Raw genomic sequence first — 24,804 nt, forward strand, 5'->3', positions numbered from 1 at the left:
AGCCCTCATGGAAAAAAAGTAACGATCCGGACCGCCTGCAGGGGAACGTCCGAATCGTCACAAAATCTGTCAATATGCATTTTCGTTGCGGATCTCATCGTCTACCCGCCGTACCCGGTAGGTCTTGTCTCCCACCGTCACGGCGGTCACCGTATCGTCGTGGGCATACAATCCTTCTTCCACATAAGAAAATTTTTCCGGTGTCCTGCCCTCTTCCAGGATCTGGATCAAAGCCTCCACCCTGGGGCCATGCAGTGGATTGCATTCTCCGATGCAGGTGATCTCATCCTTCAGCACGCAGTCCATGGATTCTGTGCTGACACCATCAAAAGACAATATCATAATATCTCCTGCCGCCAGATTGCTGCCGACCCTTTTTCCCGCCGCCCGGATCGCTTCCATGGCGCCAAAGGCCTCATTGTCGTTTTCGCAATAGACCACATTGATATTGTCGTATTTTTTCAGGAAAGCTTCCATGACTTCCTTCCCCTTGGCCTGGGTAAATTCTCCCGATACCTGGTCTAGCAGATCCCAACCGTATTTTGCTGCGCCCTGCTCCAATCCTCTGGTACGTCCGATCTGGGCGGAAGCTCCGATATTTCCCTGAATATTTACAATATGAAGATCCTCCGGTGCAATTCCCTTGCTGATGGAAAAGGAATTCAGCCACTCCGACATTTTCAGGCCTTCCAGTTCAAAGTCCGAACCCACGAAGCAGGTGAACAGACTGTCATCCTCCACATCCACCTTACGGTCCACGATGACCACCGGGATCCCGGCATCCTTTGCTTCCCTGAGCACCGTGTCCCATCCGGTCTCCGTCACCGGTGCCAGCACGATGTAGTCCACCTCCTGCTGGATAAAGGTTCGGATGGCCCGGATCTGGTTGGCCTGCTTCTGCTGACCATCCTCGAAGATCAGGTCGTACCCGGCCTCTTTTGTAAAGGTACTTTTCATGGACTCCGTGTTGGCACTGCGCCAGTCGGATTCCGCTCCCACCTGGGAAAATCCCACCACAATACGGTCTGTCTGTGTATCCTCTGGTGTTGCAATATCCTCCGCAGTGCTTTGTCTGTCGCCGCATCCTGCAAGCAGGATTCCCAGCCCCAGCAGCAGACCCGCCATCCATCGTCTTCCTGTTCTGCATTTCTTCATATCTGTAATGTCATCCTGTTCTGTCATACTTCCCGCCCGGAAATCGCTCTGTCATTCTCTCATTTTCCGGCAGGTTCTTTCTCTGTATGAAAATACGCCACAGAGCTCTCCAGTTCCCCGGAGATCTGTTTCATTTTATCACAGTTTGCGCCCACTGTCTGTATCTGTGTCAGGATTTCCTCAATGTTTGCATTCACCTGCTGGTTGTTGGCAGCATTTTCCTCACTGATAGCACTGAGGCTGCCGATATTGCCCAGAATATCCTCTTTCTGCTGTGACAGACGTCCGGTCTCTCCGGCGATCTTGCGGATCTCTTCCGCAGAATGTCTGATACTTTGCTCTAACTGCTGATACTGCTCTCTGGTTGCAATAATGTGATCCTGTTCCTCCCGGATGATATTCTTTACCACATCCGCCTGTTCCACAGTCTCACCGGATTTCTCCATAATGCCCTGGGCCAGATTTTTGATCTGCTCGGCACCGGCAGCGCTCTGCTCCGACAGTTTGCGGATCTCTTCCGCCACCACGGCAAAGCCTCTGCCCGCCTCTCCGGCTCTGGCGGCCTCGATGGAGGCATTCAGACTTAACAGATTGGTCTGTCCGGAAATGGAGAAGATCAGAGCTACCGCCTCATCGATCTTTTCGATATAATCGTTGGTCTCATGAATCTTCGCTGTAATGGTATTCACGGATTCCACAGAACGATTGCTGCCGGTCATGATCTTTTCCATGCCTTCCCCCGCCTTTTTGCTGTTGTCCTGTATTTCTTCCGAATCCTTCTGCAGCTGTCCGGCACTGACACTGATGTCATTGACCGCCTCTCCGATCTCATCCATACGGTCACTGATATTCTGCACATTTTCCGCCATTTCCTCCGCTGCGGAAGACAGCTGCTCCATCGCCTGACTGATCTGTCCAGCCTGTTCTGTGGTGGCATCGCTTCCCTCTGCCACCTGCCGTACACTGTTTAGAAGTTCTCCGGATACCTCCTGTACACCGCCGATGACCTGTGCCAGATTCCGCTGCATCTGTGAGGTATTCTGTAACAGATTACGGATCTCCCGGACAATACTGTCGGATTCTTTTCTGGCACTCAGATCACCTTCCGCCAGGGCATCCACCCTGCTGCCGGTCTCTTTCATCTTGCCCGACAGTGCTCTGCTCAGGAAAAAGCAGATAACACCAAACAGGATCACCATGCCCACTGCGCAGACCATGAATACAACCTCGATCTCCCACAGGGCATCGGTGATCTCATTTTTCCGTTCCGCCGCAAAAGCCACTGCAGTGATCTGTCCGTTATTCATAATCGGGATATAATAACCATAATAAGTATTTCCCTCAATCACTACATTTTTATCATAATATCCCTCCGTCCCAAGATCCTGATCCATGGGGATTTCACGGATACGATAGTCATTTTCATTTTTAATGGATGTGGTAGCCGGAATGCCGTCTGCAAGAATGGCCATCTCCAGGCCTTCTTCCTTCAGGCTGTCCAGGTACTCATAATAACCGCTGGCATTCATTGCCGTGATCTCATTTTCCTTACAGTATTTTGCCAGATTATCCGCAGTTACATGCAGTGTGGTCTGCACACTGCCTTCCAGATTCGTTCTGGTCAGACGTAAAGATGTGGTACTGAGGATCACTGTTGCCAAAACTACCGGTGCCAGTGCCAGCAGCATCAACAACAGGAACAGGCTGCATCCCTGCTTTTTCAGAGTTTTCTGCTTTTTTACCTTCGTTTTTTTCATAACTTCTACCCCCTGATATTCGGTGGATTCCTTTTACTAGCGGAAAAAGAGTGTGACTGCACACCAGCCACGCTCTTTCCGCTCCTCCCTATTTTCAGCTGCTTTTATTTGTTCTGCAGCATTTTCTTTTTTCTTGCGATGACCACACTCTGTACTACCAGGAACAGACACAGCATAGCTGCAATGGTGATACCGGTCCACCATGCCTGATCCAGACCTGCACTGGATACGATATTCTGGATGGTGCTCAGGGACAATACACCGAAGAAAGTTCCGATGATATTGCCGACACCACCAGTCAGCATCGTACCGCCGATGATGGAGGATGCAATGGCGTTCATCTCCATGCCGCTGGCATGAGAAGCAGATCCGCTTCCTACATGCAGGAAGTACACATAACCGCCGATACCTGCCAACAGTCCGCAGAGCAGATGGGACATGAACTTGGTTCTCTTCACATTGATACCTAACATCAGCGCGCTCTGATTGTTACCGCCTACCGCATAGAAGCTGCGGCCCATCTTGGTCCAGCGAAGCATGATAAACATCAGAATGACTACTAAAAGCGCCACAATCACACCGATCTCCACATAAGCATTGACGTAATTGCCCAGTTTGTTCACGGAGCCCATTCCTGGAACGATCACACGGGTTTCCTTCAAAGCAGTGAAACTTTCGTTGGCCACGTTGAAAGGTTTGGTATTTACGATCGTTGTCATACCTCTGGCGAAGAACATACCCGCCAGGGTCACGATAAAGGGCTGGATATCCAGGTATGCTACCAGGAAGCCCTGTACGATACCGAAAGCAAGGCCAATGGCTACTGCCAGTAACATGGATACAAATACATTACCGCCGCCGAAGTCCAGATATACGGCGCAGCTCATGCTGACCAGTGCCACCACACCGCCGACGGAAATATCGATTCCACCGGTAATCATGACTAAACTCATGCCGCAGGACAGAATGATCAGTGCTGCGTTAGCGTTCAGAATGTTGAAAAATGTCTGAGGTTTTAAGAAGCCTTTTCCCTGGAACACGATGGCTCCGATATACATTACGAAGAATACTACGATCGTGATGGTCAGCAGCAGATTGGTATCTGTCATATTTTTTAACTTCTTACCCATATCAGCCAACCTCCTTTACAGCCTTGCCCTGCTTCAGCTTCTTGCCGAAAGCGGACAGCCATTCTCTTACCTTGGGAGTACTTAAGACTACCAACAGGATAACCACTACCGCCTTGTAAGCAGGAAGTGCATCGGACTGTACGTCGAATTTGTACAAGGTGGTGGTCAGGAACTGGATGACATAAGCACCCAGAATGGAAGCTGCCATGTTGAACTTACCACCGCTTAAAGAGTTACCTCCCAGAGCTACTGCCAGGATGGCATCCATCTCGATATCCTTTGCAATAACGGAGTAGTTGATGGAGGACAGACGGCTTACTTTGATCAGTGCTGCTACCGCTACACACAGTCCCAGGATCACAAAGGTCAGGAACTTGATAAATGTGGGATTCAGTCCGTTTAACTTGGAGGAATTCTCATTGATACCAACAGACTGGGTGTAAAGTCCCAGTGTTGTGAACTTCAATACCAGGAAGATCACCAGTACACAGACCGCTGCAATGAAGAACGGTGTGGGAATGGGAATTCCCGGAATAAATCCACCGAAATAGCTGAAGGTCGGATCACTTACAATAGGAAGCTCGTTGTTGTTGATCCATGCTGCAATGGAACGTCCTGCCGTATAGAGGATCAGGGTCGCTACCATGGGCTGGATCTTGAAATATGCTACCAGGGCACCGTTAAAGGCACCGAAGAGCATGGCTACCACACAGGCTACCAGAAATGCTACGATAATGGGGGCCTGCAGGGTATCGGGTCTGGAATTCGTACCACACAGTACTCGTAAGATCACGCTGCCTGCGATGGCAATGGCAGCGCCCACGCTAATATCCTGTCCGCCGGAAGCTGCAGTGACCAGTGTCATGCCAATGGCTAAAATAGCCAGTTCGGAACCGTAGTCCAGGATCGTCATCAGGTAACCGGACAATACCGGATCTCCTGCGCTGTTATATCCCAGTGTGATCTTGAAGAAACTGGGGTCTACGATCAGATTGAATACTGCCAGGATTATCAGGGCTGCAATGGGAATGAAAATCTGCTGCCGGAACAATCCGCTCAGGAAATTTTTATTACCTTTTTCTACTTTCTTTTCATTACTCATGCTTACTTTCACCTCCGGCAATCGTACTCATAATCTTGGTCTGGGTCAGATCTTCTCCGGACAATTCTCCTACCACCTTGCGGTCTCTCATGACTACCAGTCGGGAGCAGGTACGGAGCATCTCGTCGGTCTCGGAAGAGATGAAGGTCACGCTCATGCCTTCACTTGCCAGCTTCAGTACCAGCTTCTGGATATCCACCTTGGTACCGACATCGATACCTCTGGTGGGCTCATCCAGAATCAGATATTCCGGATGGGTCAGAAGCCATCTGGCTAAGATTACCTTCTGCTGATTACCGCCGGACAGCGACTTGATGGGTGTCTCGGCCGATGCCGTCTTGATATCCAGCAGTTTGATGTATTCGTCTGCAAATTTATTAGCTTCCGCCTTGGAAATAGGGTGGAAGAATCCACGAAGTACCTGTAATGCCAGGATAATATTCTCTCTTACGGACAAGTCACCTACGATACCGTCACGCTTACGATCCTCCGGCAGATAGCCGATTCCACAACGCATAGCATCCAGAGGCTTATTGATCTTGACCTGCTTGCCGTTCTTTTTCACCGTACCGCCGATGACACGGTCAGCACCGAAAATAGCGCGGACGCACTCACTTCGGCCAGATCCCAGCAGTCCCGTAAATCCATTGACCTCGCCCTTCTTAATATAGAAGTCAAAGGGTTTGATTCCGGCATCGCTGCACAGATCTTTGGTCTCAAATAAGGGTTCTCCGTTCTCCGTCTTCTGTTCCGTAGGCTGCTCGCCTTTGATATCGGACAGGTCATCCAGTTCCTTACCCAACATTTTGGATACCAGTTGTACTCTGGGCAGATCCTTGATGGCATATTCACCTACCAGACTGCCGTCACGCATAACAGTGATCTTGTCACACACTTCATATACCTGATCCAGGAAATGGGTTACGAAGATGATACCCACGCCTCTGGCCTTCAGATCGCGCATCAGGCCGAAGAGCTTTGTCACTTCCTGCTCATCCAGAGAGGAGGTCGGCTCATCCAAGATCAGTACTTTACAATCCATATCTACAGCTCTGGCAATGGCTACCATCTGCTGTACGGCGATGGAACAGCTTGCCAGCTGCTGGGACGCTTCCGCGGGGATATCCAGATTCTGTAAGATCTTGTCTGCGTCCTCATTCATTTTTTTCCAGTTCTGATAGATCTTATTGGAACGTCCTATGTACATGTTCTCCGCCACGGACAGATTCGGGCAGAGTGTAATCTCCTGATATACCGTACTGATGCCCAGCTTCTGTGCCTCCTGCGGAGAGTGAATGGATACGGCTTTGTCATTGCCGTCGATGAAGATCTGACCTTCATCTTTGCTGTAGACACCTGTCAGTACCTTGATCAGGGTTGACTTTCCGGCACCGTTCTCTCCCATCAGCGCATGAATCTCACCTTTGTTCAGATGGAAGTCCACACCTTTCAGAGCACGTACACCGGGAAAGCTTTTGTGAATATTTTTCATTTCCAATACTGTGTTATTGTCCAAAAGTTTCACCCCTTAATCTGTAACTATTCAGAGCCATGTAAATATCATGAAATGTTCTTCGAATGCTGGCATTCGTAAGAATATTTTATGATATTTATAGGGCGAAGTAACCACATTCGCAATAAAGTGGGCTCTGAAAGAGCCTTTTGCGAATGGGGTTCTGAATAGTTACTCTTTTGATAAAAGAAGCGCGGAGCTAGCATGCGCCGCGCTTCTGGTCGTTTACGTCAGATTAGATACCGTAGTTGTCTACATCTTCCTGAGTAATGGTGGTTGCATCGAAGCCTTTTTCATCCATGATGATGGTCTTCTCGGAGATGGTCTCGCCGCTCTCCAGCTTCTTGATGATGTCATCGATGTAGGAAGCCTGGAAAGGATTGCACTGTCCATCGTAGTTCCAGTTGCCTGCCTTCAGTTCTTCCAGAGCCCACTTGTTGCAGTCAAAGCCCATAACGATAACGTCTTTACCAACGCCGTGGGAGATATTAGCCTTATCCAGAGCTGCTACAGCACCCTTAGCCATATCATCGTTCTCAGCGTAGATTACGTTGAAAGGAGTACCTGCGTCGATTACGGACTGTACGATCTGCTGTGCTTTCTCTGCGTTCCACTCAGCGGTCTGCTGTGTTACCAGATTGAATCCGTCGTTTGCTGCTGCGTCATCCAGAGCACCGGTACGTCCCTGCTGTGCTGCGGAACCCATAACACCCTGTAAGTGGATAATGTTGTATTCACTTAAGTTCTGGCTCTTTAACCAGTCAACTGCGGTCTGGCCTTCCTTTGCCATATCGGATACGATGGATGCCTCATACAGGCTCTCATCTGCATCAATGGTACGGTCGAAGAGGATAACTCTGATACCTGCATCCTGTGCATCCTTCAATACGGAATCCCAACCTGCGGTATCTGCTGCGGACAGAAGCAGATAGTCAACGCCATCCTGAATGAACTTCTGTGCTGCAGTGATCTGCTCATCGTTCTTTAAGCTGTATGCGAAAGATGCTTCGTAGCCGTTAGCCTCGGTAAAGGTATTCTTCATATCCTTATCGTTTGCGGTACGGTAACCGGACTCGTTGGGGTCGTTATTGATGATGCCGACTTTGATCATATCTCCGGAGGAGCTGGAGCTGGTCGTTCCTGCGCTTGCACTTTCGGTTGCTGCGTTTGCACTTCCGGTTGCTGCGTTTGCACTTCCGGTTGCTGCGTTGCTGCCTGCATCAGAGGAGCCGCATGCTACAAGGCTGAATACCATGGTTGCTGCCATTACTGCTGCTAAAATTTTCTTCTTCATTGTGTAACCTCCCAATTTGTTTTTGTTCCCCAAAGAACTATTTCTTTGATGATCTTATTGTAAAGCGGATCCGGGGAAAAAACCATGAAGATACCTCACGGAAAAGTTGAAATTTTTATGGTAAAAAAAACCACCGGCGTAAAAAGTTGATTTTTTTACGATAGTGGTTCATTTTTTTAATGCTGCGGAAGCCGGACCGTGACACAGGTGCCCTCCCCGTAGGTACTGGTAATGGTGATACCATAGTTTTCGCCGAAATTCAGACGGATACGTTCGTTCACATTGTACAGGCCGTAGATATCGGTCTCCCGGGCCTTCCGGTTGCGGATGCCTTTCCTCACCTGCTCCAGCCGCTCCGGCGTCATCCCCTTGCCGTTGTCCGTGATCAACAGAATGCAATCCTCTCCGTCCAGTTCTCCTTCGATCCGTATCATGCCCTTGCCACGTTTGTTCTTGATTCCGTGGTACAGTGCATTTTCCACCAGAGGCTGCAGCGTGATCTTGGGAATCTGGCAATGGTTTAATTCTTCCGGAACACAGATCTCATATTGAAGGATGTCCTGATAACGCATCTGCTGGATCTCCAGGTAGCTGCGGACGTGCTGCAGTTCTTCTTTTACATCCAGAATATCCTGTCCCTGATTCAATGAGATCCGGAAAAAGTCCGACAGGCTGCCTACCATGCTCACGACCTTTTTCTGTTCTCCCGCTTCCGCCAGCCATACAATGGCATCCAGCGTATTATATAAGAAGTGCGGATTGATCTGGGACTGCAGCAGTTCAAATTCCGCCTTGCGCAACCGGATCTGCTCCGTCTTCACCTGCTCTAACAGTTCGTTGATCTTGTCGATCATTGTATTCAGTGAATCGCTGAGCACCTGGGCCTCCACGCCCCCCGTCACGTCGGAGCGCACCGTCAGGTCACCTTTTGCCACCTGATCCGTCACCTGGGTAAGGCGTCTTATGGGGCTCGTGATACTTAACGGTATATAATAGGATAAGAATAAAAACAGAATCAGTATCAGTGCAAAGGCAATGATGGAGAAACGGATCATATTCACGAAGAAATCCTGATATTGCTGCCTGCTCTCCTGAATCCCCCGGATCTCGTAATAGATGTACTGGGAAATGGTATCACCCACCAGAGACGTCACAATCTGCACATCATTTTCCCAGATTTCCATGTTGTCCTCGTAGCGGTTGCCTTCCCGGATATTGTCCTCGATCCTGCCGATATAGGTCTCCAGATTGTTCAGATATTTTTTGACACTGGTCAGTCGTTTCAGGTTCTCCTGAGATTCCGTCAGTTCTTCCAGACCGGCCACGATGCCATCTGCCTCCACCAGCATATCATGCAGACTGGACTCTTCCAGTGTCTTGTTCCCTACAATCAGCAGATAAGTCTCATAATCGAAATCCTTCTGGAAATCCAGGCTGAACTGGCTGGCCATGACGGAGGAATTGATCATATCCTCGTATCTGCGGTTATTGTTCCATAAATTATAGAAGCAAAAGATCAGGAACAATACAAAAGGCACCAGAAGGCAAAGATAGGAATATCTTATCTTTGCCACCAGTGTCGAATGTTCATACAATTCTTTTATCTTTTTTCTCATAGGAATCCCCCTTATCCATGGCCACGGCTAATTGGTGCCGCCCCGGTACTGGGTAGGGGTCATCCCCTGGGTCTTCTTGAACAGATAGGAGAAATAGTGTGGATCCTTGTAGCCCACCTCCTGGCTGATCAGGCTGCTGCGCTTGCCGGTGCAGCGCAAGAGTTCCTTCGCCTTGTTCATACGATAGTCTGTCAGATATTTGATAAAGCTCTGTCCGGTCTGCTGGCTGAAGATCATGCTCAGATGGTTTGGTGAGAAATTCACGTGGGATGCCAGCAGATTCAGGGAAAGTTCCTCGTCTGCATAATTCTCATCAATGTATTTCATCACCTGTTCCACCACATCATCATACCGGCTGCTGGCAGCCTTATCTCTGACCGCCAGTGCTTTCTGCAGAATTCTGGTAATGTAATGGATCGCACTATCGCTGTCCTGCAGGGTCTTCTCGTCCTGATTGGGTGTTTCCAGTTCCTGCGTATCCGTCTGCAGGCTTTCCAGAAAATCTGCCACACAGAAATAGACATCCATGGTAATATACTGCCTGAAAATATTGGACTGCAGTGCCTTGTTGCTGAGATCCCGGAAAAATTCTTCCACGAAGTAGACCACTTCCTCCCGGTCACCCTGTTTTAAGAATTCCTGGATTCTTGTGCGGTCGATCTGCTTTGGATTGACTTCCTTGATGTCAAAATTATCTTCCTTCTGCGCTTCCTCCGTCATATGTCCGCTGTCCAGGATCCGGCTGTCCTGCACCAGATATCTGTGGGCAAAAGCATGACTGGCCTGTTCAAAAGATGCCGGAAGCTCCCGCAGACGATTCACCGGCTTGCCGATACCACCGAAATACCGCACATGCTCATAGCCTTCCATAATGTCCTTGATCTTTTCTATGTATTCCTGTTGCAACAGCAATAGCTGTTCCTCGGAATCGGCTTTTAGTAAGAATGCTTTTCCTTCCAGATTACGATCAAAGGTGATCACCGTCCTGCCGTCTTCCAGTCCCCGCAGTTCCTGTTCGATCCGGATCAGGCTGCCGGAATACTCATCCTGCGCATGACGCAGAGACTGGGTCTTGAACAGAATAATATTGTACCAGGGTGCCGACAGATCGATCCCCAGAATCTCTGCCGATTCCAACAGTTCTGCCACGGTGCTTTCTCCGGTGACCAGTTCCTGGAACAGTTTTTTCCGCTCTCTGAGATTGTTTTCCTCCATCTCCTGCAAATACCGCTCTCTGATCTGAATGGCTCTGCGCTTCTCCTCGATCTTCGCCGACAATTCATCCAATTCCGCCAGCAGTTCCTCACCATTGATGGGTTTGGACAGATACTGGGCCACTCCCAGCTTGATAGCTTCCTTGGCATATTCGAATTCCTGGTAACCGGACAGAATAATGATTTCTGTGTCCGGAAGCTCCTTGCGGATCAGACGGCTCAATTCCAGGCCGTCCATAAACGGCATCCGGATATCGGTGATCACGATATCCGGACGCAATTTCTGGATCATGGGATAGGCCAGCTCTCCGTCGCCGGCCTCCCCACAGAACTCATAGCCATGAGCCTTCCAGTCAATATTATTTTTGATTCCTTCACGGATGACAAATTCATCCTCCACCAAAAACACTTTTAACATTTCTACGATACCCTTCTTCTATCTGCAGGTAACTTCTACCCGCAGATTCTGCCTGCAGATTTTTATTTCGTTCTCTGCAATACTATTTTCTATTATACACGAAAACAGATTTTTCGGGTAGCATATTTTAGCGGTAGAATACTTCTCCCAGCATCAGGTCTCTCTTCAGATCGCGGATCTTCGTATCCTTGTCGATATATACAGCCTCGATGCCCATCATGGCTGCCCAGTCACCCATCTGCTCTGCGGTCAGATCGTAGGTAAATGCGGTATGATGTGCACCTCCTGCCAGGATCCATGCTTCCGCGCCGGTATACAGATCCGGTTCGGGAGTCCAGAAGTTGGTAGCGGTAGGAAGCTTCGGCATGGGTTTCTCCACTTTCTTGCAGTTCACATCGTTGATGATCAGACGGAAACGATTGCCCATGTCGATCAGGGAAGTAGCGATACCATGACCTTCCTTGGAAGTAAATACCAGTCTTGCAGGATCTTCTCTGTCTCCCATGGACAGGGGCTGGCACTTGATGCTGATGGGACCGTCCGCAATGGTGGGGCAGATCTCCAGCATATGGGCTTCCAGAATACCTTCCTTGCCCTTGATCAGATTGTAGGTGTAATCCTCCAGCATGGAAGTACCCTTGGCATCCTTTTTGCCTGCGGTCATGATCTTCATCAGACGTACCATGGCGGCTACCTTCCAGTCACCTTCTGCGCCGAAGCCGTAGCCCTTCTCCATCAGTCTCTGAATGGCCAGTCCGGGCAGTTGCTTCAACGCACCCAGATCTCCGAAGTGGGTAACGATGGCCTGATAATTCTTCTCTTCCAGGAAACGTTCAAATCCCAGTTCGATCTGTGCCTGTACAGCCACATGTTTTTTAAACTCTTCGGGGTCTCTTCCCTCTAATAAAATATTATATTTCTCGTAGTACTCGTCTACCAGTGCATTGACATCGGATACAGATACGGCATTTACACTCTCTGCGATCTCGTTTACAGGGTAAGCGTCTACTTCCCAGCCAAACTTGATCTGTGCTTCTACCTTATCACCTTCGGTTACCGCTACATTGCGCATGTTGTCAGCCACACGCATGACACGGATATGGCTGCTCTCCACCACGCCGACTGCAGCACGCATCCAGGATGCGATCTTGCCCTGTACCACAGGATCAGACCAGTGGCCTACCACAACCTTACGCTCCATGCGCATGCGGGTCACGATATGACCGTACTCTCTGTCACCGTGGGCAGACTGGTTCTCATTCATGAAATCCATGTCGATGGTGTCATAGGGCAGTTCCTCATTGAACTGAGTATGGAAATGCAGCAGGGGCTTACGATACTCCTGTAATCCCAGGATCCAGGATTTTGCCGGAGAGAAAGTATGCATCCAGGTGATAACACCGGCACAAGTGTCATCCAGATTTGCTTCATTAAAAGTACGGCGGATCAGTTCGTTAGTGATCAGGGTCGGCTTCCATACCACCTCATAAGGTAACACACCGGAAGCGTTCAGGGCATCCACGATCTTGTGAGAATGCTCCGCTACCTTTGCCAGGCACTCGTCCCCATACAAGTCCTGTGATCCCGTACAAAACCAGAATTGATATTTTTTTGTCTGTAACATAAGTAATACCTCCTGTAGTTGAATACAATTTCGATATTACCATATTACAACTTGTATGCTTCTGCTAACAAGTTGTATTTCCTACGACAAGCTCCGGCTGGATGAGAATCTTTCTCTCTTCCGGTCCCAGAGATTCCCCATGAAGCAGTGACAGTAACAGCTGTGCCGCCATTTCTCCCAGTTTTTCCTGGGGATGAACGATAGTGGTCAGTTGAAAACCTCCGCCGATGGCCATGTAGGAATTGTCATAACCGGTGACGGAAATGTCCTCCGGGACACGAATCCCCCGGGCCGTCAGCGTCGGGATGACCTGCATGGCGATCTGGTCATTGTAACAGACCACACTGTCGAGTCTGGTTCCCTTGGAGATCAGACGTCGGATTCCCTCCTGTGGGTGGACTTTACGATCCTCGGTATGGAACCAGATCACCTTGTCCGGATCGTAGAGGACACCTGCTTCCTGCAGGGCCTGTACATAGCCCCGGTGACGGTTCTGTCCCTGGATGTCATCTGCCTTGAACACTCCGGCAATATCGCGATGCCCGGTATCCAGGAGATATTTTGTGATCAGATGACCTCCCCTGCAATCGTCCATCAGCACCTGGGGCTTGTCTTCCATCTGGTCGAAGCAGCCTTGAATAAACACATAGGGAATTCCGTATTCTTCCAGCCGCTCATACAGATGCAGATGTCTGCAGCTGATCTGGCTCTTACTGGGTTCGATGATGACCCCGTCGATATCCTTCTGCAACAGTTCCTCCAGACACCGTGCCTCCTGGCTCCGGGAGTTTCTTGTATTTTTTAATAAAATGCTATACCCCTGTGCCGTAAGAACTTCATCGATGCCCTGAATAACCCGGGGAAAAATATAATCCGACAGATAGGTGGTCACCACGGCAATGTTGTGAGACTTATGCTCCGGGCGGACCCGCTCCGACACAAAGGTGCCTTTCCCGTGTACCGCATAGATGTATCCCTCCTGTTCCAGAATGGCCAGTGCCTTGCGGACGGTCTGGCGGCTCACCTGATAAGCGGCGGCCAGCTGGTTCTCCGAGGGAACACGGTCACCGCTGCGCAGTTCTCCCAGTCGGATCTGTTCCTGTAAATCATGATGCATTTTATAGTATTTCAGCCGTTTTTCTTCCATACGTATCCGTCCGCCCCGCTCCTTCTCTATCCGGTTTTGTACAACTCTATTCCGTTTTCCGGGTATCGCTCCCCGGTACATTTCAGTATTTTTCGCCTTCCAGCAGGATCAACCGCCGGATTTCTTCCGCTCCGCTGACACGTTCCCCTTCTATGGTATCATTATGGATCACATAATCACAGATCTTGCGATTACGCTTCTCCGCATCGATAGACAGGATCCGAAGTGTCTTTTCCTCGGTGTCATAGTCGGAATCAATGATATCGGCGATCAGCTTTTCTTTATCTCTCGCCACATAGATAATATGGGTGGGAAAGGAACGCTTCATGGCAATGGCACCGCACATATCCACGGGGATCACCGCAAACTTTCCCTGATCCAGCAAGGTCTGAATGTCTTCCTTTCTGGTGCCGTACCGTACCCCGGCATAAGCCGTTTTTTCAAAAAAGTTCATCCGGTCGAAGGCTTCCTCCGGGACGTACTTGTGGCCGTAGCGCCCCGGTTCCGTGCAGTAGTTCACCGGGCGGACAAAAATCTCCCCACTCTCTGTCCTTTCGCTCGCGCCTGTCCCTCGGCTACCGCACAAAGCTTCCGTAATCTCCCGTTTGCCGGAGCCGGACGGCCCCACCAGGGCCAGCACCGCCGGAGCAGTGATCTTCTCTGTCTTAGAAGTGGATGCTTTCATGATCTGCTTCACCAGAGAGACAAATTCCGCCATGGTATTTACGGACAACAGCCCCGTCATTTTGGCATTCCAGGGCTTCCGCATCAGCACCGGATACTCCGCCTTGCTCTCCAGAATATTGTGGATGGCATCATCCAGCACAATATCAAAATGGACACGATCCTTGGCACTTCCCAGAATAATATTTTCCGGTGGAAGCTCCGGGAACTGGGTCATGATCTGTTCTGCCCGCACTCCCATAAAATGTGGTGACACCGCAGTAATGAAAAAAACATCCGCGATCTGCATCAGTCTGCGGATCCCTCGTTTCGTCTCCTCGGTCGGGATCTGCCTCCGGTACAGTTCCGGATCGTTATAGAATTCTTTGATCACCGAAGTCCGCCCTTCGTTGGCCCAGGAAGTGATTTCCTCCATGCGATAGGGTTCCTTCGGATGATATTTTTCATTTGCCATACGGATGGCGATACTGTTAAACGGGGCGGTAACATCGTCCCAATCAATACCGATGCTGGGTCTGAGCATGCTGTAGTCCTCACTCTTTCTATGTTCAATACGATCTATCACACCATGTAATTTTAGTGCATTATGCTTTTTGCACATTGTGCATTCCCATTTCCGGAATACTTCTGCTATTTAGCATAGCATAAACGAATACGCAGTACAATCCATACCGTAGCCGCTCTCTCTGGCTCTTCTACCGTTCCAATCGGCATTGTTTATTTTGCCGTACTCTTTTTCCTTGGATATATCATGTTTTTGGGGCTTATCATCCATTTATCATATTTTTTGTTGTAATAATTCACAATCGCTTTTTTCTCTATATTGCCCAATTGTCAACACTTTTGAACTGTGCTAGTATACATGTACAGGAGGAGAATTCATGACCAACCGGGAATTATTAGAGACGATAGTAATTAAATTAGAAAGTATAGACCAACGACTGGGCAGGGTGGAGCAACGACTTGATAAGGTCGAACAGCGACTCGACAGGGTGGAGCAACGACTTGATAAGGTCGAACAGCGACTCGACAGGGTGGAACAACGACTTGATAAGGTCGAACAGCGACTCGACAGGGTGGAGCAGCGACTTGATTCACTGGAGCAAAGATTCGATTCTTTGGAACAACGTGTTTCCAATCTGGAATCCGGTCAGATTGCCATGGAACAGCGCCTTGCCAATCTGGAATCCGGTCAGATTGCCATGGAACAGCGCCTTGCCAATCTGGAATCCGGTCAGATTGCCATGGAACAGCGCCTTGCCAATCTGGAATCCGGTCAGATTGCCATGGAACAGCGCCTTGCCAATCTGGAATCCGGTCAGATTGCCATGGAACAGCGCCTTGCCAATCTGGAATCCGGTCAGCTCTCTATGGCGAATCGCCTTACCAATATGGAGTTGACTCTTGAGAATGAAGTCAGTCGTAATATCTGTACAATTGCAGAAGCTCATTTAGATTTATCCAGAAAATTCGACCGGGCCTTAAAAGTAAAAGAAGATGATGAACTGGTTCGCGTCCGGCTTAATGTATTGGAAAATGATGTCCGAAAAATAAAGCAGCGGCTGGAAATTGCATAGTTTATTCTTATCAGTACCTTATCTTAATGGATAAGGTATTTTTTTGCCCTTCTTTTTGTTGACTTATCAACATCCTTGTGTTACACTTCATAAAGTTGTTGCAGTGTCAACATTTTACAGGAGGAACCTTCATGCAGGATCGTTTTGAAAGATTTGTGGTATCTATCACAGAATTGCACCGTTATCTGCAAAAATTGAAAGAACTGGAAATGGGACAGATGGACTTAAAAGCCGGTTATACCATGTGTCTGTATTATCTGGGAAAACACCCGGAAGGGCTGACCGCCACGCAGCTGACGGAGCTGTGTAAGGAAGACAAGGCCGCAATCTCCCGTACCTTAAGCCAGTTGAGTTCCAAGGGGCTGGTGTCCTGCGAGCTGCCGGAACATAAACGTTCCTACCGCACACTGTATTATCTGACAGAAGAAGGCAATACTGTAGTCAAAAAGATCAGTTCCCGGATCTATTCCGCACTGGCTCACGGCGGTGATGGCATGACGGAAGAACAACGGTTGAATCTCTATGACTCTCTGGAACGGATCTCCCATAATCTGGAGCAGTATCTTACAGAGTTTTCTGTCAAGCATCCCACAGAGAAATGATCCATCCGCAACTCACCCTGACCGGCTTTCCAACAGAATTAACAGCAAGGTGACATGAACGATGTCGTATGTCCATCCCGATGGATGCCCCGGCGCATTTCCGCCCGAAAGAATATTCATCATAACTATATATAGAAAGTACAGGAAACAATTATGGAAAAAATACGTTTTATCACGGACTCCGCATCCGATATGAACAGTTCAAGAGAGGACGTCACGATTCTCCCCCTGCATATCCGCTTCGGTGAGGAGGAATATGCTGACGGTGTCACCATCAGTCATAAGGAATTCTATGAGAAACTGATCGAATGTGATACTCTGCCCACCACCAGTCTGGTATCTCCCGCAGTCTTCGAAGAAGCCTACGAAAAAGCTGTATCGGCCGGAGAAACTGTCATTGTGGTTACTATTTCCAGCAAGCTGTCCGGCACCTGCCAGAGTGCCCGGATCGCTGCCGAGGATTATGAAGGCAAAGTCTTCGTCGTAGACAGTCTGAATGCCACCATTGGGGAACAGATTCTGGTAGAATACGGCCTGCAGCTGAAAAAGCAGGGAATGACCGCGGAAGAGATCGTAAGCGTTCTGCAAGAGCAAAAGCATAAGATCCACACCATGGGACTCTTAGACACTCTGGAATACTTGAAAAAAGGGGGCCGTATCTCCCCCACTGTGGCATTCATCGGGGGCGCTCTGGCCATCAAGCCCGTGGTAGCAGTCGTAGACGGTGAGATCATTATGCTGGGAAAAGCCCGTGGTTCCAAAAACGGCAGTAACTTCCTCATCCGTGAAATTGAAAAAGCGGACGGCGTGGACTTCTCCAAGCCCTTCTGTCTGGGCTATACCGGTCTGAGTGACGAACTTTTACAGAAATACATTCACGACAGTGAGCATCTCTGGAAGGATTATGCCAAGGAGCTTCCCGTCAGCACTCTGGGTGCCACCATCGGAACCCATGTGGGCCCGGGTGCTGTTGCCGTTGCATTCTTCGAACATTAAATCTATTACAATTTTTCCCATTTGCTCAAAATAGGACTAATTTCCCACAGCTGCCCCACTGACAAATTTCTCCTCTTATGGTATTTGTAAATTCATTTTATATTGTTTGTTCATTTTCTACATTACCAGAGAGGAGAATTTTTATGGGGTTGAACCTGTTACTATCCACAAATCATATCGTCATCCACAGTTACTCTCCCGTGGCAGATTTTCTGTTGGTGGTTATGTGTCTTCTGGCATTGTTACTGATCCGACAGACTTTCATTAAACAGAGCCGGACCTTTCGGATCTTCAAGGCCTGTTTTGCCCTGCTTTTCATTGCCGCAGTTTCCAATATCGCCTTTTATTATGCCGACCTTTTTTCCAGACAGAACACCCTTCTCTGGATCCTCCGGGCCGTCTACCATATCAGTCTTCTGTCCCTGTTCTGTCTCTATATTGCTTACCTGAAAATACTGATCGTCTTCCCGAAAAATATCGGCAGGAAATATACCTTTCTGTCCTTCGCCATCCTTGTGGTGACCGGAGTTGCCGATCTGGCATCTCCTCTGACCGGCTGGGGATTTCATCAGGATCATTACGGAATCTGGTATGAAAATATCCTGTCCACTCCTTTTATGGTCGGATATCTTCTGTATCTGGCGGTGATCCTCTTTCTGTTGGTTCGCTACCGCCGCAGACTTCCTACCGCACTGTTCCATATGCTGATATTTACTGAGACGGTCTGTGGATTGATCGTAGTCATGGAAGCTGCCATGAATACGACTTCTTTCCTGGCCACAACCTATTTTCTGCCGCTTCTGGTGGTATTGTACATGCTCCATGCCAACGCCTACGACCCGAAGACCGGTGCCCTGGGTTCCGCATCCTTGGATGAATATCTGCGCCAGCAGCGACAGACCGCTCAGGATACCTACTACCTGTGCCTGCGCTTTGACATGGATTTCGAATACGTCATGACAGAGGAAATGGGAAAGCTGTTCTACAGCTTCTGGACGGATTATTTTCGAAAGGGTATGTTGTTCAATCCTTCCACCAGCTTCTTCGTACTGGCAGTGGACAGCCACAATATCCCGGATGCCACAGAAAGGGCAGTATCCCTGATTAAAAAGGTGTTCCAGAAATATTATGAAGAATATAAGCTTCCCTACAAGCTGGTACTCTTCGACCATCTGGACTTTTGTGAGAATCTGGAACAGTTCTACGAGGTATTCAATTACTTTTCCGAAAAAGTAGCGCAGAATTCCTATCGTGTCTTCGGGGAAGAAGATTACCAGACTTATAAAGAAATGCATTATATCAAGTCCCAGTTGAAGGATATTGCGGAACACGGCTCCTTAGATGACGAACGCGTTCTGGTCTATTGTCAGCCGGTACGGAATGTCCACACGGGTACTTACGATACCGCAGAATCCCTGATGCGTTTGCGTCTGCCACAGACAGGACTGGTATTCCCGGATCGTTTTATTCCTCTGGCAGAAAAATACGGCTACATCCACCGCCTCAGCATGATCATTCTGAATAAGACCTGTAGGCAGATCAAGCAGATGCAAGATGAGGGCTATCAGATCTCCCGTGTATCCGTAAATCTTTCTGTGGAAGAGCTGGGCGAAAAGGACTTCATGGAAGAATTCAAATCCATCGTACGAGCCGCCGGAATCGACTTCCACACCATTGCCGTTGAGTTTACGGAGTCCCAGAACGATACGGAATACGAACTGGTACAGGAATGCGTCAGTGAGTTCAAACAGTTGGGGGTATGTACTTATCTGGATGATTTTGGAACCGGTTATTCCAATTTCGACCGGATCTTAAGCCTGAAACTGGATGTGGTCAAATTCGACAGAAGCCTTTTACTGATGGCGGATCAGGATGCCAATTCCCGCTTCATGCTGGATTACTTCTCTACCGCCTTTGAGCGTCTGGGTTACAAGGTACTGTACGAAGGTGTAGAGACCGATGCCCAGGAAGAACTGTGTATCATCAGTCATGCAGATTATTTACAGGGCTATAAGTTCTCCAAGCCGATTCCCATTGAAGAATTGCCCCGGTTCCTTACGCGGGGCTGATATTGCGATTGCCGCATCTATTATTATTCCGGACACCGCTTCTGCGGTCCCCGCATACACAATAAAAATCCCGAAGGCCTTTCACAGTCTCCGGGATTTCTCTTTGCTTAACTTTATTTATCTTTTGTATCTTGCGCTTATATTAAGCAGCCTTCTTAGCCTTCTTCTCTTTCATCTGCTTAGCGAAGGTCTGTGCACCTTCCACTACCAGGAAGATTGCCAGCACTGCCATTGCAGTTGCGAAGAACAGCTGGAACCAGTCACCCCATGCAGCGGTGCCGGCGCCGATAGCCTTACACTTGTTGATTACAGTGATCACCAGGCTGGTCAGGGTTGCAGCAAGCATGAATACCATAGGGAAGTAGAACATCTTGTTGTTCTTACCAACTTCACCCAGCCATGCAGCTACTGCCATCAGTGCGATACCTGCCAGCAACTGGTTGGCTGCACCGAACAGACCCCAGATCTGGCTCAGAGACAGACCACCCAGGATACAACCGATCAGTACCATAGAAACAGTACCGAACAGAGGATGAGCCAGCACTTTACGTGCGCCCTTGGCATCCTTGTAGGTAGCCTCGCCTTCCTTCAGGAACAGCTCGGAGAACATGAAACGGCTCAGACGGGTACCGGTATCCAGACTGGTCAGCGCGAATACGGATACAGACAGAGTTAATAGTGCGTAAATGGTGCCATATGCCTTGGAAGTCTCGGTACCGAACATGGATGCGATACCTGCAGCGAATGCAGCTGCGGGAGATCCGAACTCACCGTTTAAGTACTTCTGATATACTGCACCGACTGCTACCAGAGCGATGATACCCAGAGCAGACTCGATTAGCATGGAGCCGTAACCGATTGCCTTGGCATCCTTCTCGTTCGCTAACTGCTTGGAAGAAGTACCGGTAGCGATCAAGCTGTGGAAACCGGAACATGCACCACATGCTACAGTGATGAACAGCATAGGGAACAGGGTCTGTCCTGCCTTGGGCTCCCAGCTGGTGAAAGCTGGAATATCGAAAGCAACAGTACCGGTGAAAGCACCTGCAACCACACCGATGAATGCCAGACCGATCATAGCGTACAGCAGGAAGCTGGACAGATAGTCACGGGGCTGTAACAGGATCCATACGGGAACCAGGGAAGCTACAGCGATGTACACACCTACGAATACGATCCATGCGATACGGTTCATTGCAAAACCAACGTTCAAGCCAAGAACAGTGATCAGTACGATACCGATGATGCCACCGATGGTAGCGGGCAGAGTCTTGACACCCATTCTGTTGGTCACATAACCATAAATAACAGCCAGAACGATAAATAACAAAGAGATCATAGCGGTAGACTGGTTACCGGTAGGATTGGTCACAAAACCGAAAGCGGTCTTGCCGGCTTCGTCTGCCACAGTCAGGAAAGTACCTGCCACGATGTTAACGAAGGAAGCGATTACCAGAATCAATACCAGAAGTGCGAAGATGATGAAAAGCTTCTTTGCTCTGGATCCCATGGAATCCTCGATGATCTCACCTACAGATTTACCGTCATGTCTGATAGATGCGAATAAAGATCCGAAGTCCTGCAGACCGCCGAAGAAAATACCACCGATAATACACCACAGGAATACGGGAACCCATCCGAAGATGGAAGCCTGGATCGGTCCGTTGATCGGGCCTGCTCCGGCGATAGAGGAAAAATGATGTCCCATAAGTACGGCGGGCTTTGCTGCAACATAGTCTACACCATCCTCCTTCTCAATAGCAGGAGTCTTCTTGGTAGGATCAATGCCCCACTGTTTTGCCAGCCAGGAGCCATAGAACACATAGCCGATAAACAATAATACGATAGCGGCCAAAACAATTAATAATGCTGTCATTTGTGTTTCTCCTTTTCTTATACACAGATTTAATTTTTCGCAAATACACGAATTGCTCCGCTAAAATCCGCTCTCGCAATTCTAAAACTGTTCGGAATCCGTTAATTTACTTTGTAAATTACTGCTTCCTCACATGTCCCTTGTATTTACTGTATTGCCTTTTTCACGAGCTTCTTCAGAATCTGTCCGTGGCGGTTGTGGACGATCCGACCCGAAGATAACTCGGCGACAATCAAACGGTAATTACTCCAGCCATGAAATCCCCAGAGGTAACTCTGATAATGCTTGCACTTTTTCACCTGTGTAAGCGCATCCTCCTCCGCATGACCGGTCAGAATGATCAGGACAACATCGCTGTTCCGATGATTGGATGAGGGCTGCACGTTGGCAGTTCCCCGTTCCCAGGCGATGGAGTCCAGTTCCAGAAGGCGATCCTTTGATAAAGATTCCTCTGTGGCAAAATACACAGTCTCGTTGGTGTCAATATCTGCCACCTTAGCTTTCTTGATCAGAAAGTACTGCTCATTATGGGATCCGAAGATTGCTTCGGCTGCGAATGGCGGTTCTACAGCCTCTGTTTTGATATTGTAGTAGGTCTGATAAGATCGCAGGACGCGTTCCAGCGCTTCCCCGGGAGTAAGTGTCTTTTGTAATTCCATTCTGCTTTCCTTTTAAGCATGCGTAATCGATTACATTTACGTTCATGCTATCGATAGCTTTAGCACGTCGAAGTGTCAAATGCAACGGTTTTTTTAGCATTTCTTTACACTTTTTTATAAATACATACTTTATCGTTATATGTTAGTCCTCTGACAGCTTTTTTCCAAGGTGCAAATTTAACCTATATACCATTACAAATTTAATCTCTTTATCTGGATAAACTTATTGACTTTTGTTGGGTAACCGGAAATCATTCTAAAAAAAAAGCAGCCGATTTTCATCAGCTGCCGATTTTTAGGAATGATTCTTCTCTTCCTTGATCTCCCAATGGATCAGGAAAGTCAGTGCCGCACGAAGTCCGATGATACCGGCTACAGTAACGATCTCCTTCCAGTCTCTGACAATAACGGTCTTAAGGATCTCACTGCACAACTTGAACTCCAGCCCTACAGCAAGCCCCTGCGCCAGGGTGATCTTCATATCCGGCACCCGCCGCACATAATTATAAAACCCTTTCAGACCGGAGAGAATAATAACGATCACTCCGACAAATTCAAAGAACAGTATTGCCACCTGGACAATATTGTTCATCACGTTTTCCAGGAATTCAATGATAAGCTCTATGTGGAACATGCACAGCCCCCCGCTTTTCTTACACTTCTTTTTTTCATTGTAGCGTATCCAAAAAGGGCGTGCAAGATGTATCTTTATCTTTTTATCAGCTATTTTTCTTCTGTTTTCAATAATTCCTGCATAGTATGCCAGCCAAGCACCGCGCATTTTACCCTGGCAGGCATGTGGGCGATATCCTGCAATACGGAGGCTTCCTCCAGTTCGTCCCGCTCTTCCTCGGTAATACTTCCCTTGATCATCTTGAGGAACAGGTCTGCCAGATGCAACGCTTCCTCCTTGCTTCTGCCAATGACCAGCTCCAGCATCATGTCCGCGGAAGCCTGGGAAATGGCACAGCCGTCGCCTTCGAAGGCACCGTCAACTACCACACCATCCTCCACTTTCAGCTCCAGAAAAATGTCATCACCACAGCTGGGATTAACGCCCTCCAACACCAGATTCGCATCCTCCAGCTTGTGCTTGTGATACGGATGCAGATTGTGCTCCGTCAGGATTTCATTATAAAATGTCTTATTCTCCATAGCCCATCTGTCTCCTTATCTTTGCAAGGCTTTCTAAAAATGCCTGAATCTCTTCTTCCGTATTGTAGACACCCAGGCTTACTCTGGTGGTGGACAATACTTTCAAATGTTGCAATAACGGCTGGGCACAATGATGTCCCGCCCGGACCGCGATATGATCCGCATCCAAAATAGAAGCCACATCATGGGGATGCACACCGTCCAGTTTGAAGGTCACAATGCCGTGATGGTCTTCTGCTTTCTGTGAGCCCAGAATGTGTACTGCGGGAATCTCTTTCATGCCATCCATCAGCATGGCTGTCAGCTTCGCTTCTCTCTCTTCGATAAAGTCAAAACCGATCTTCTGCACATACCGGATTGCCTCTGCCAGTGCATAGGCTCCGGCACCGTTTACCGTTCCTGCTTCGAACTTATGTGGCACTTCCGCCCACACGGCTCCGGTACGGCTGACGGAATCGATCATTTCCCCGCCGCACAGGAAAGGAGGCATCTGCTCCAACAGTTCTCTCTTCGCATATAACGCACCAATTCCCATGGGAGCATACATCTTGTGTCCGGAAAATGCCAAAAAATCCACATCCAGATCCTGTACATCCACTGCCATATGGGGAACGCTCTGGGCTCCGTCTGCCACGAAATAAGCGCCTGCCTCATGTGCCAGCTGCGCAAAACGCTTGATATCATTTTTGCAGCCCAGCACATTGGATACCTGGGTCATAGCAACGATCTTCGTTCGTTCGCTCAGTGCCTCCTTAAAAGCTTCCTCGGTATATTTTCCGTCTTCGGTGCACTCCAGATACTTCACCACTGCTCCGGTTCTGGCTGCCGCCTGCTGCCAGGGCAAGAGATTGCTGTGGTGCTCCATAATGCTCACCAGGATCTCATCTCCCGGTTTCAGTACCAGTGAGCCGAAACTGTAGGCCACCAGATTCAAGCCTTCCGTGGCATTGCGGACGAAAACGATCTCCGCCGCCTCTCTGGCATTTAAAAACTCCCGGACCGTCTCTCTGGCTTCTTCGTATTTTTCGGTTGCCGCCTCTCCCAGCTCGTATAATCCGCGCAGGGGATTGGCATTGTATTTTTCATAAAATGTTCTCTCTGCCTCCAGAACACAGGACGGCTTCTGGGAAGTCGCCGCCGTGTCCAGATAAATCACATCGTTACTCATAAGCAGAGGAAAATCCTTACGGATCTCGCTGATTGAAGTCGTCATACT

Annotated in this window: 20 protein-coding genes; 4 read left to right on the forward strand and 16 right to left on the reverse strand. The window is 48.8% G+C overall.

What is annotated here, in order from left to right; all coding sequences use genetic code 11:
* Window positions 1-69: 69 nt before the first annotated feature.
* The 11 genes from DWZ61_RS03575 to DWZ61_RS03625 form a co-directional block, all read right to left on the reverse strand.
* Complete coding sequence (locus DWZ61_RS03575; protein WP_243026340.1) at window positions 70-1,182, reverse strand: ABC transporter substrate-binding protein; 1,113 nt, start codon at window positions 1,180-1,182, stop codon at window positions 70-72.
* A 32-nt stretch (window positions 1,183-1,214) separates the two neighbouring features.
* Window positions 1,215-2,912 carry a methyl-accepting chemotaxis protein gene (locus DWZ61_RS03580; protein WP_118537419.1) on the reverse strand — a complete coding sequence of 566 codons (1,698 nt, stop codon included), beginning with the start codon at window positions 2,910-2,912 and terminating at the stop codon, window positions 1,215-1,217.
* Between the two features lie 104 nt (window positions 2,913-3,016).
* Window positions 3,017-4,042: a branched-chain amino acid ABC transporter permease gene (locus DWZ61_RS03585; RefSeq protein WP_022312246.1), complete on the reverse strand. Its 1,026-nt coding sequence runs from the start codon at window positions 4,040-4,042 to the stop codon at window positions 3,017-3,019.
* Between the two features lies 1 nt (window position 4,043).
* The gene (locus DWZ61_RS03590) at window positions 4,044-5,144 is read right to left on the reverse strand and encodes an ABC transporter permease (protein WP_022312245.1); all 1,101 of its coding nucleotides are present in this window, start codon (window positions 5,142-5,144) and stop codon (window positions 4,044-4,046) included.
* Window positions 5,137-6,660 (reverse strand): sugar ABC transporter ATP-binding protein, encoded by a 1,524-nt coding sequence (locus tag DWZ61_RS03595; protein WP_347475407.1) that lies wholly within the window; start codon window positions 6,658-6,660, stop codon window positions 5,137-5,139. The genes DWZ61_RS03590 and DWZ61_RS03595 overlap by 8 nt, the downstream gene beginning before the upstream one ends.
* A gap of 232 nt (window positions 6,661-6,892) precedes the next feature.
* Complete coding sequence (locus tag DWZ61_RS03600) at window positions 6,893-7,951, reverse strand: ABC transporter substrate-binding protein (RefSeq protein WP_117464638.1); 1,059 nt, start codon at window positions 7,949-7,951, stop codon at window positions 6,893-6,895.
* Between the two features lie 176 nt (window positions 7,952-8,127).
* Window positions 8,128-9,567, reverse strand: coding sequence for a sensor histidine kinase (locus DWZ61_RS03605; protein ID WP_117464639.1), 1,440 nt, complete (start codon window positions 9,565-9,567; stop codon window positions 8,128-8,130).
* A gap of 27 nt (window positions 9,568-9,594) precedes the next feature.
* Window positions 9,595-11,199: a response regulator gene (locus tag DWZ61_RS03610; protein WP_118537420.1), complete on the reverse strand. Its 1,605-nt coding sequence runs from the start codon at window positions 11,197-11,199 to the stop codon at window positions 9,595-9,597.
* Window positions 11,200-11,326: 127 nt separating this feature from the next.
* On the reverse strand, window positions 11,327-12,823 hold the full coding sequence (gene araA / locus DWZ61_RS03615) for an L-arabinose isomerase (RefSeq protein WP_118537421.1): 1,497 nt from the start codon (window positions 12,821-12,823) through the stop codon (window positions 11,327-11,329).
* Between the two features lie 64 nt (window positions 12,824-12,887).
* Complete coding sequence (locus DWZ61_RS03620; RefSeq protein WP_022311774.1) at window positions 12,888-13,970, reverse strand: GntR family transcriptional regulator; 1,083 nt, start codon at window positions 13,968-13,970, stop codon at window positions 12,888-12,890.
* An 82-nt stretch (window positions 13,971-14,052) separates the two neighbouring features.
* A complete protein-coding gene (locus tag DWZ61_RS03625; RefSeq protein ID WP_117464797.1) occupies window positions 14,053-15,177 on the reverse strand; it encodes a guanylate kinase in 1,125 nt (374 codons plus the stop codon).
* A gap of 358 nt (window positions 15,178-15,535) precedes the next feature.
* Between DWZ61_RS03625 and DWZ61_RS03630 the strand changes: the two genes are divergently transcribed.
* The 4 genes from DWZ61_RS03630 (at window position 15,536) to DWZ61_RS03645 (ending at window position 19,898) form a co-directional block, all read left to right on the forward strand.
* Complete coding sequence (locus DWZ61_RS03630) at window positions 15,536-16,231, forward strand: hypothetical protein (protein ID WP_118537422.1); 696 nt, start codon at window positions 15,536-15,538, stop codon at window positions 16,229-16,231.
* A 131-nt stretch (window positions 16,232-16,362) separates the two neighbouring features.
* A complete protein-coding gene (locus DWZ61_RS03635) occupies window positions 16,363-16,833 on the forward strand; it encodes a helix-turn-helix domain-containing protein (protein WP_022311777.1) in 471 nt (156 codons plus the stop codon).
* Between the two features lie 153 nt (window positions 16,834-16,986).
* Complete coding sequence (locus DWZ61_RS03640; protein ID WP_022311778.1) at window positions 16,987-17,829, forward strand: DegV family protein; 843 nt, start codon at window positions 16,987-16,989, stop codon at window positions 17,827-17,829.
* 143 nt (window positions 17,830-17,972) lie between these two features.
* A complete protein-coding gene (locus DWZ61_RS03645) occupies window positions 17,973-19,898 on the forward strand; it encodes an EAL domain-containing protein (protein ID WP_118502181.1) in 1,926 nt (641 codons plus the stop codon).
* 142 nt (window positions 19,899-20,040) lie between these two features.
* On the opposite strand, the gene DWZ61_RS03650 is transcribed toward DWZ61_RS03645, so the two are convergent.
* The 5 genes from DWZ61_RS03650 to DWZ61_RS03670 all read right to left on the reverse strand — a co-directional run bounded on the left by DWZ61_RS03650 (window position 20,041) and on the right by DWZ61_RS03670 (window position 24,801).
* The gene (locus tag DWZ61_RS03650) at window positions 20,041-21,774 is read right to left on the reverse strand and encodes a carbon starvation CstA family protein (protein ID WP_118537423.1); all 1,734 of its coding nucleotides are present in this window, start codon (window positions 21,772-21,774) and stop codon (window positions 20,041-20,043) included.
* Window positions 21,775-21,920: 146 nt separating this feature from the next.
* A complete protein-coding gene (locus DWZ61_RS03655; protein WP_022311781.1) occupies window positions 21,921-22,433 on the reverse strand; it encodes a hypothetical protein in 513 nt (170 codons plus the stop codon).
* A gap of 295 nt (window positions 22,434-22,728) precedes the next feature.
* On the reverse strand, window positions 22,729-23,067 hold the full coding sequence (locus tag DWZ61_RS03660) for a DUF1622 domain-containing protein (RefSeq protein ID WP_022152741.1): 339 nt from the start codon (window positions 23,065-23,067) through the stop codon (window positions 22,729-22,731).
* 89 nt (window positions 23,068-23,156) lie between these two features.
* Complete coding sequence (gene sufU / locus DWZ61_RS03665) at window positions 23,157-23,588, reverse strand: Fe-S cluster assembly sulfur transfer protein SufU (RefSeq protein ID WP_022311782.1); 432 nt, start codon at window positions 23,586-23,588, stop codon at window positions 23,157-23,159.
* On the reverse strand, window positions 23,578-24,801 hold the full coding sequence (locus tag DWZ61_RS03670) for a cysteine desulfurase (RefSeq protein ID WP_022311783.1): 1,224 nt from the start codon (window positions 24,799-24,801) through the stop codon (window positions 23,578-23,580). The genes sufU and DWZ61_RS03670 overlap by 11 nt, the downstream gene beginning before the upstream one ends.
* Window positions 24,802-24,804 lie beyond the last annotated feature (3 nt).

Origin of the sequence: Clostridium sp. AF34-10BH (assembly GCF_003478095.1) — a bacterium.
GTDB classification, from domain to species: Bacteria; Bacillota; Clostridia; order Lachnospirales; family Lachnospiraceae; genus Acetatifactor; species Acetatifactor acetigignens.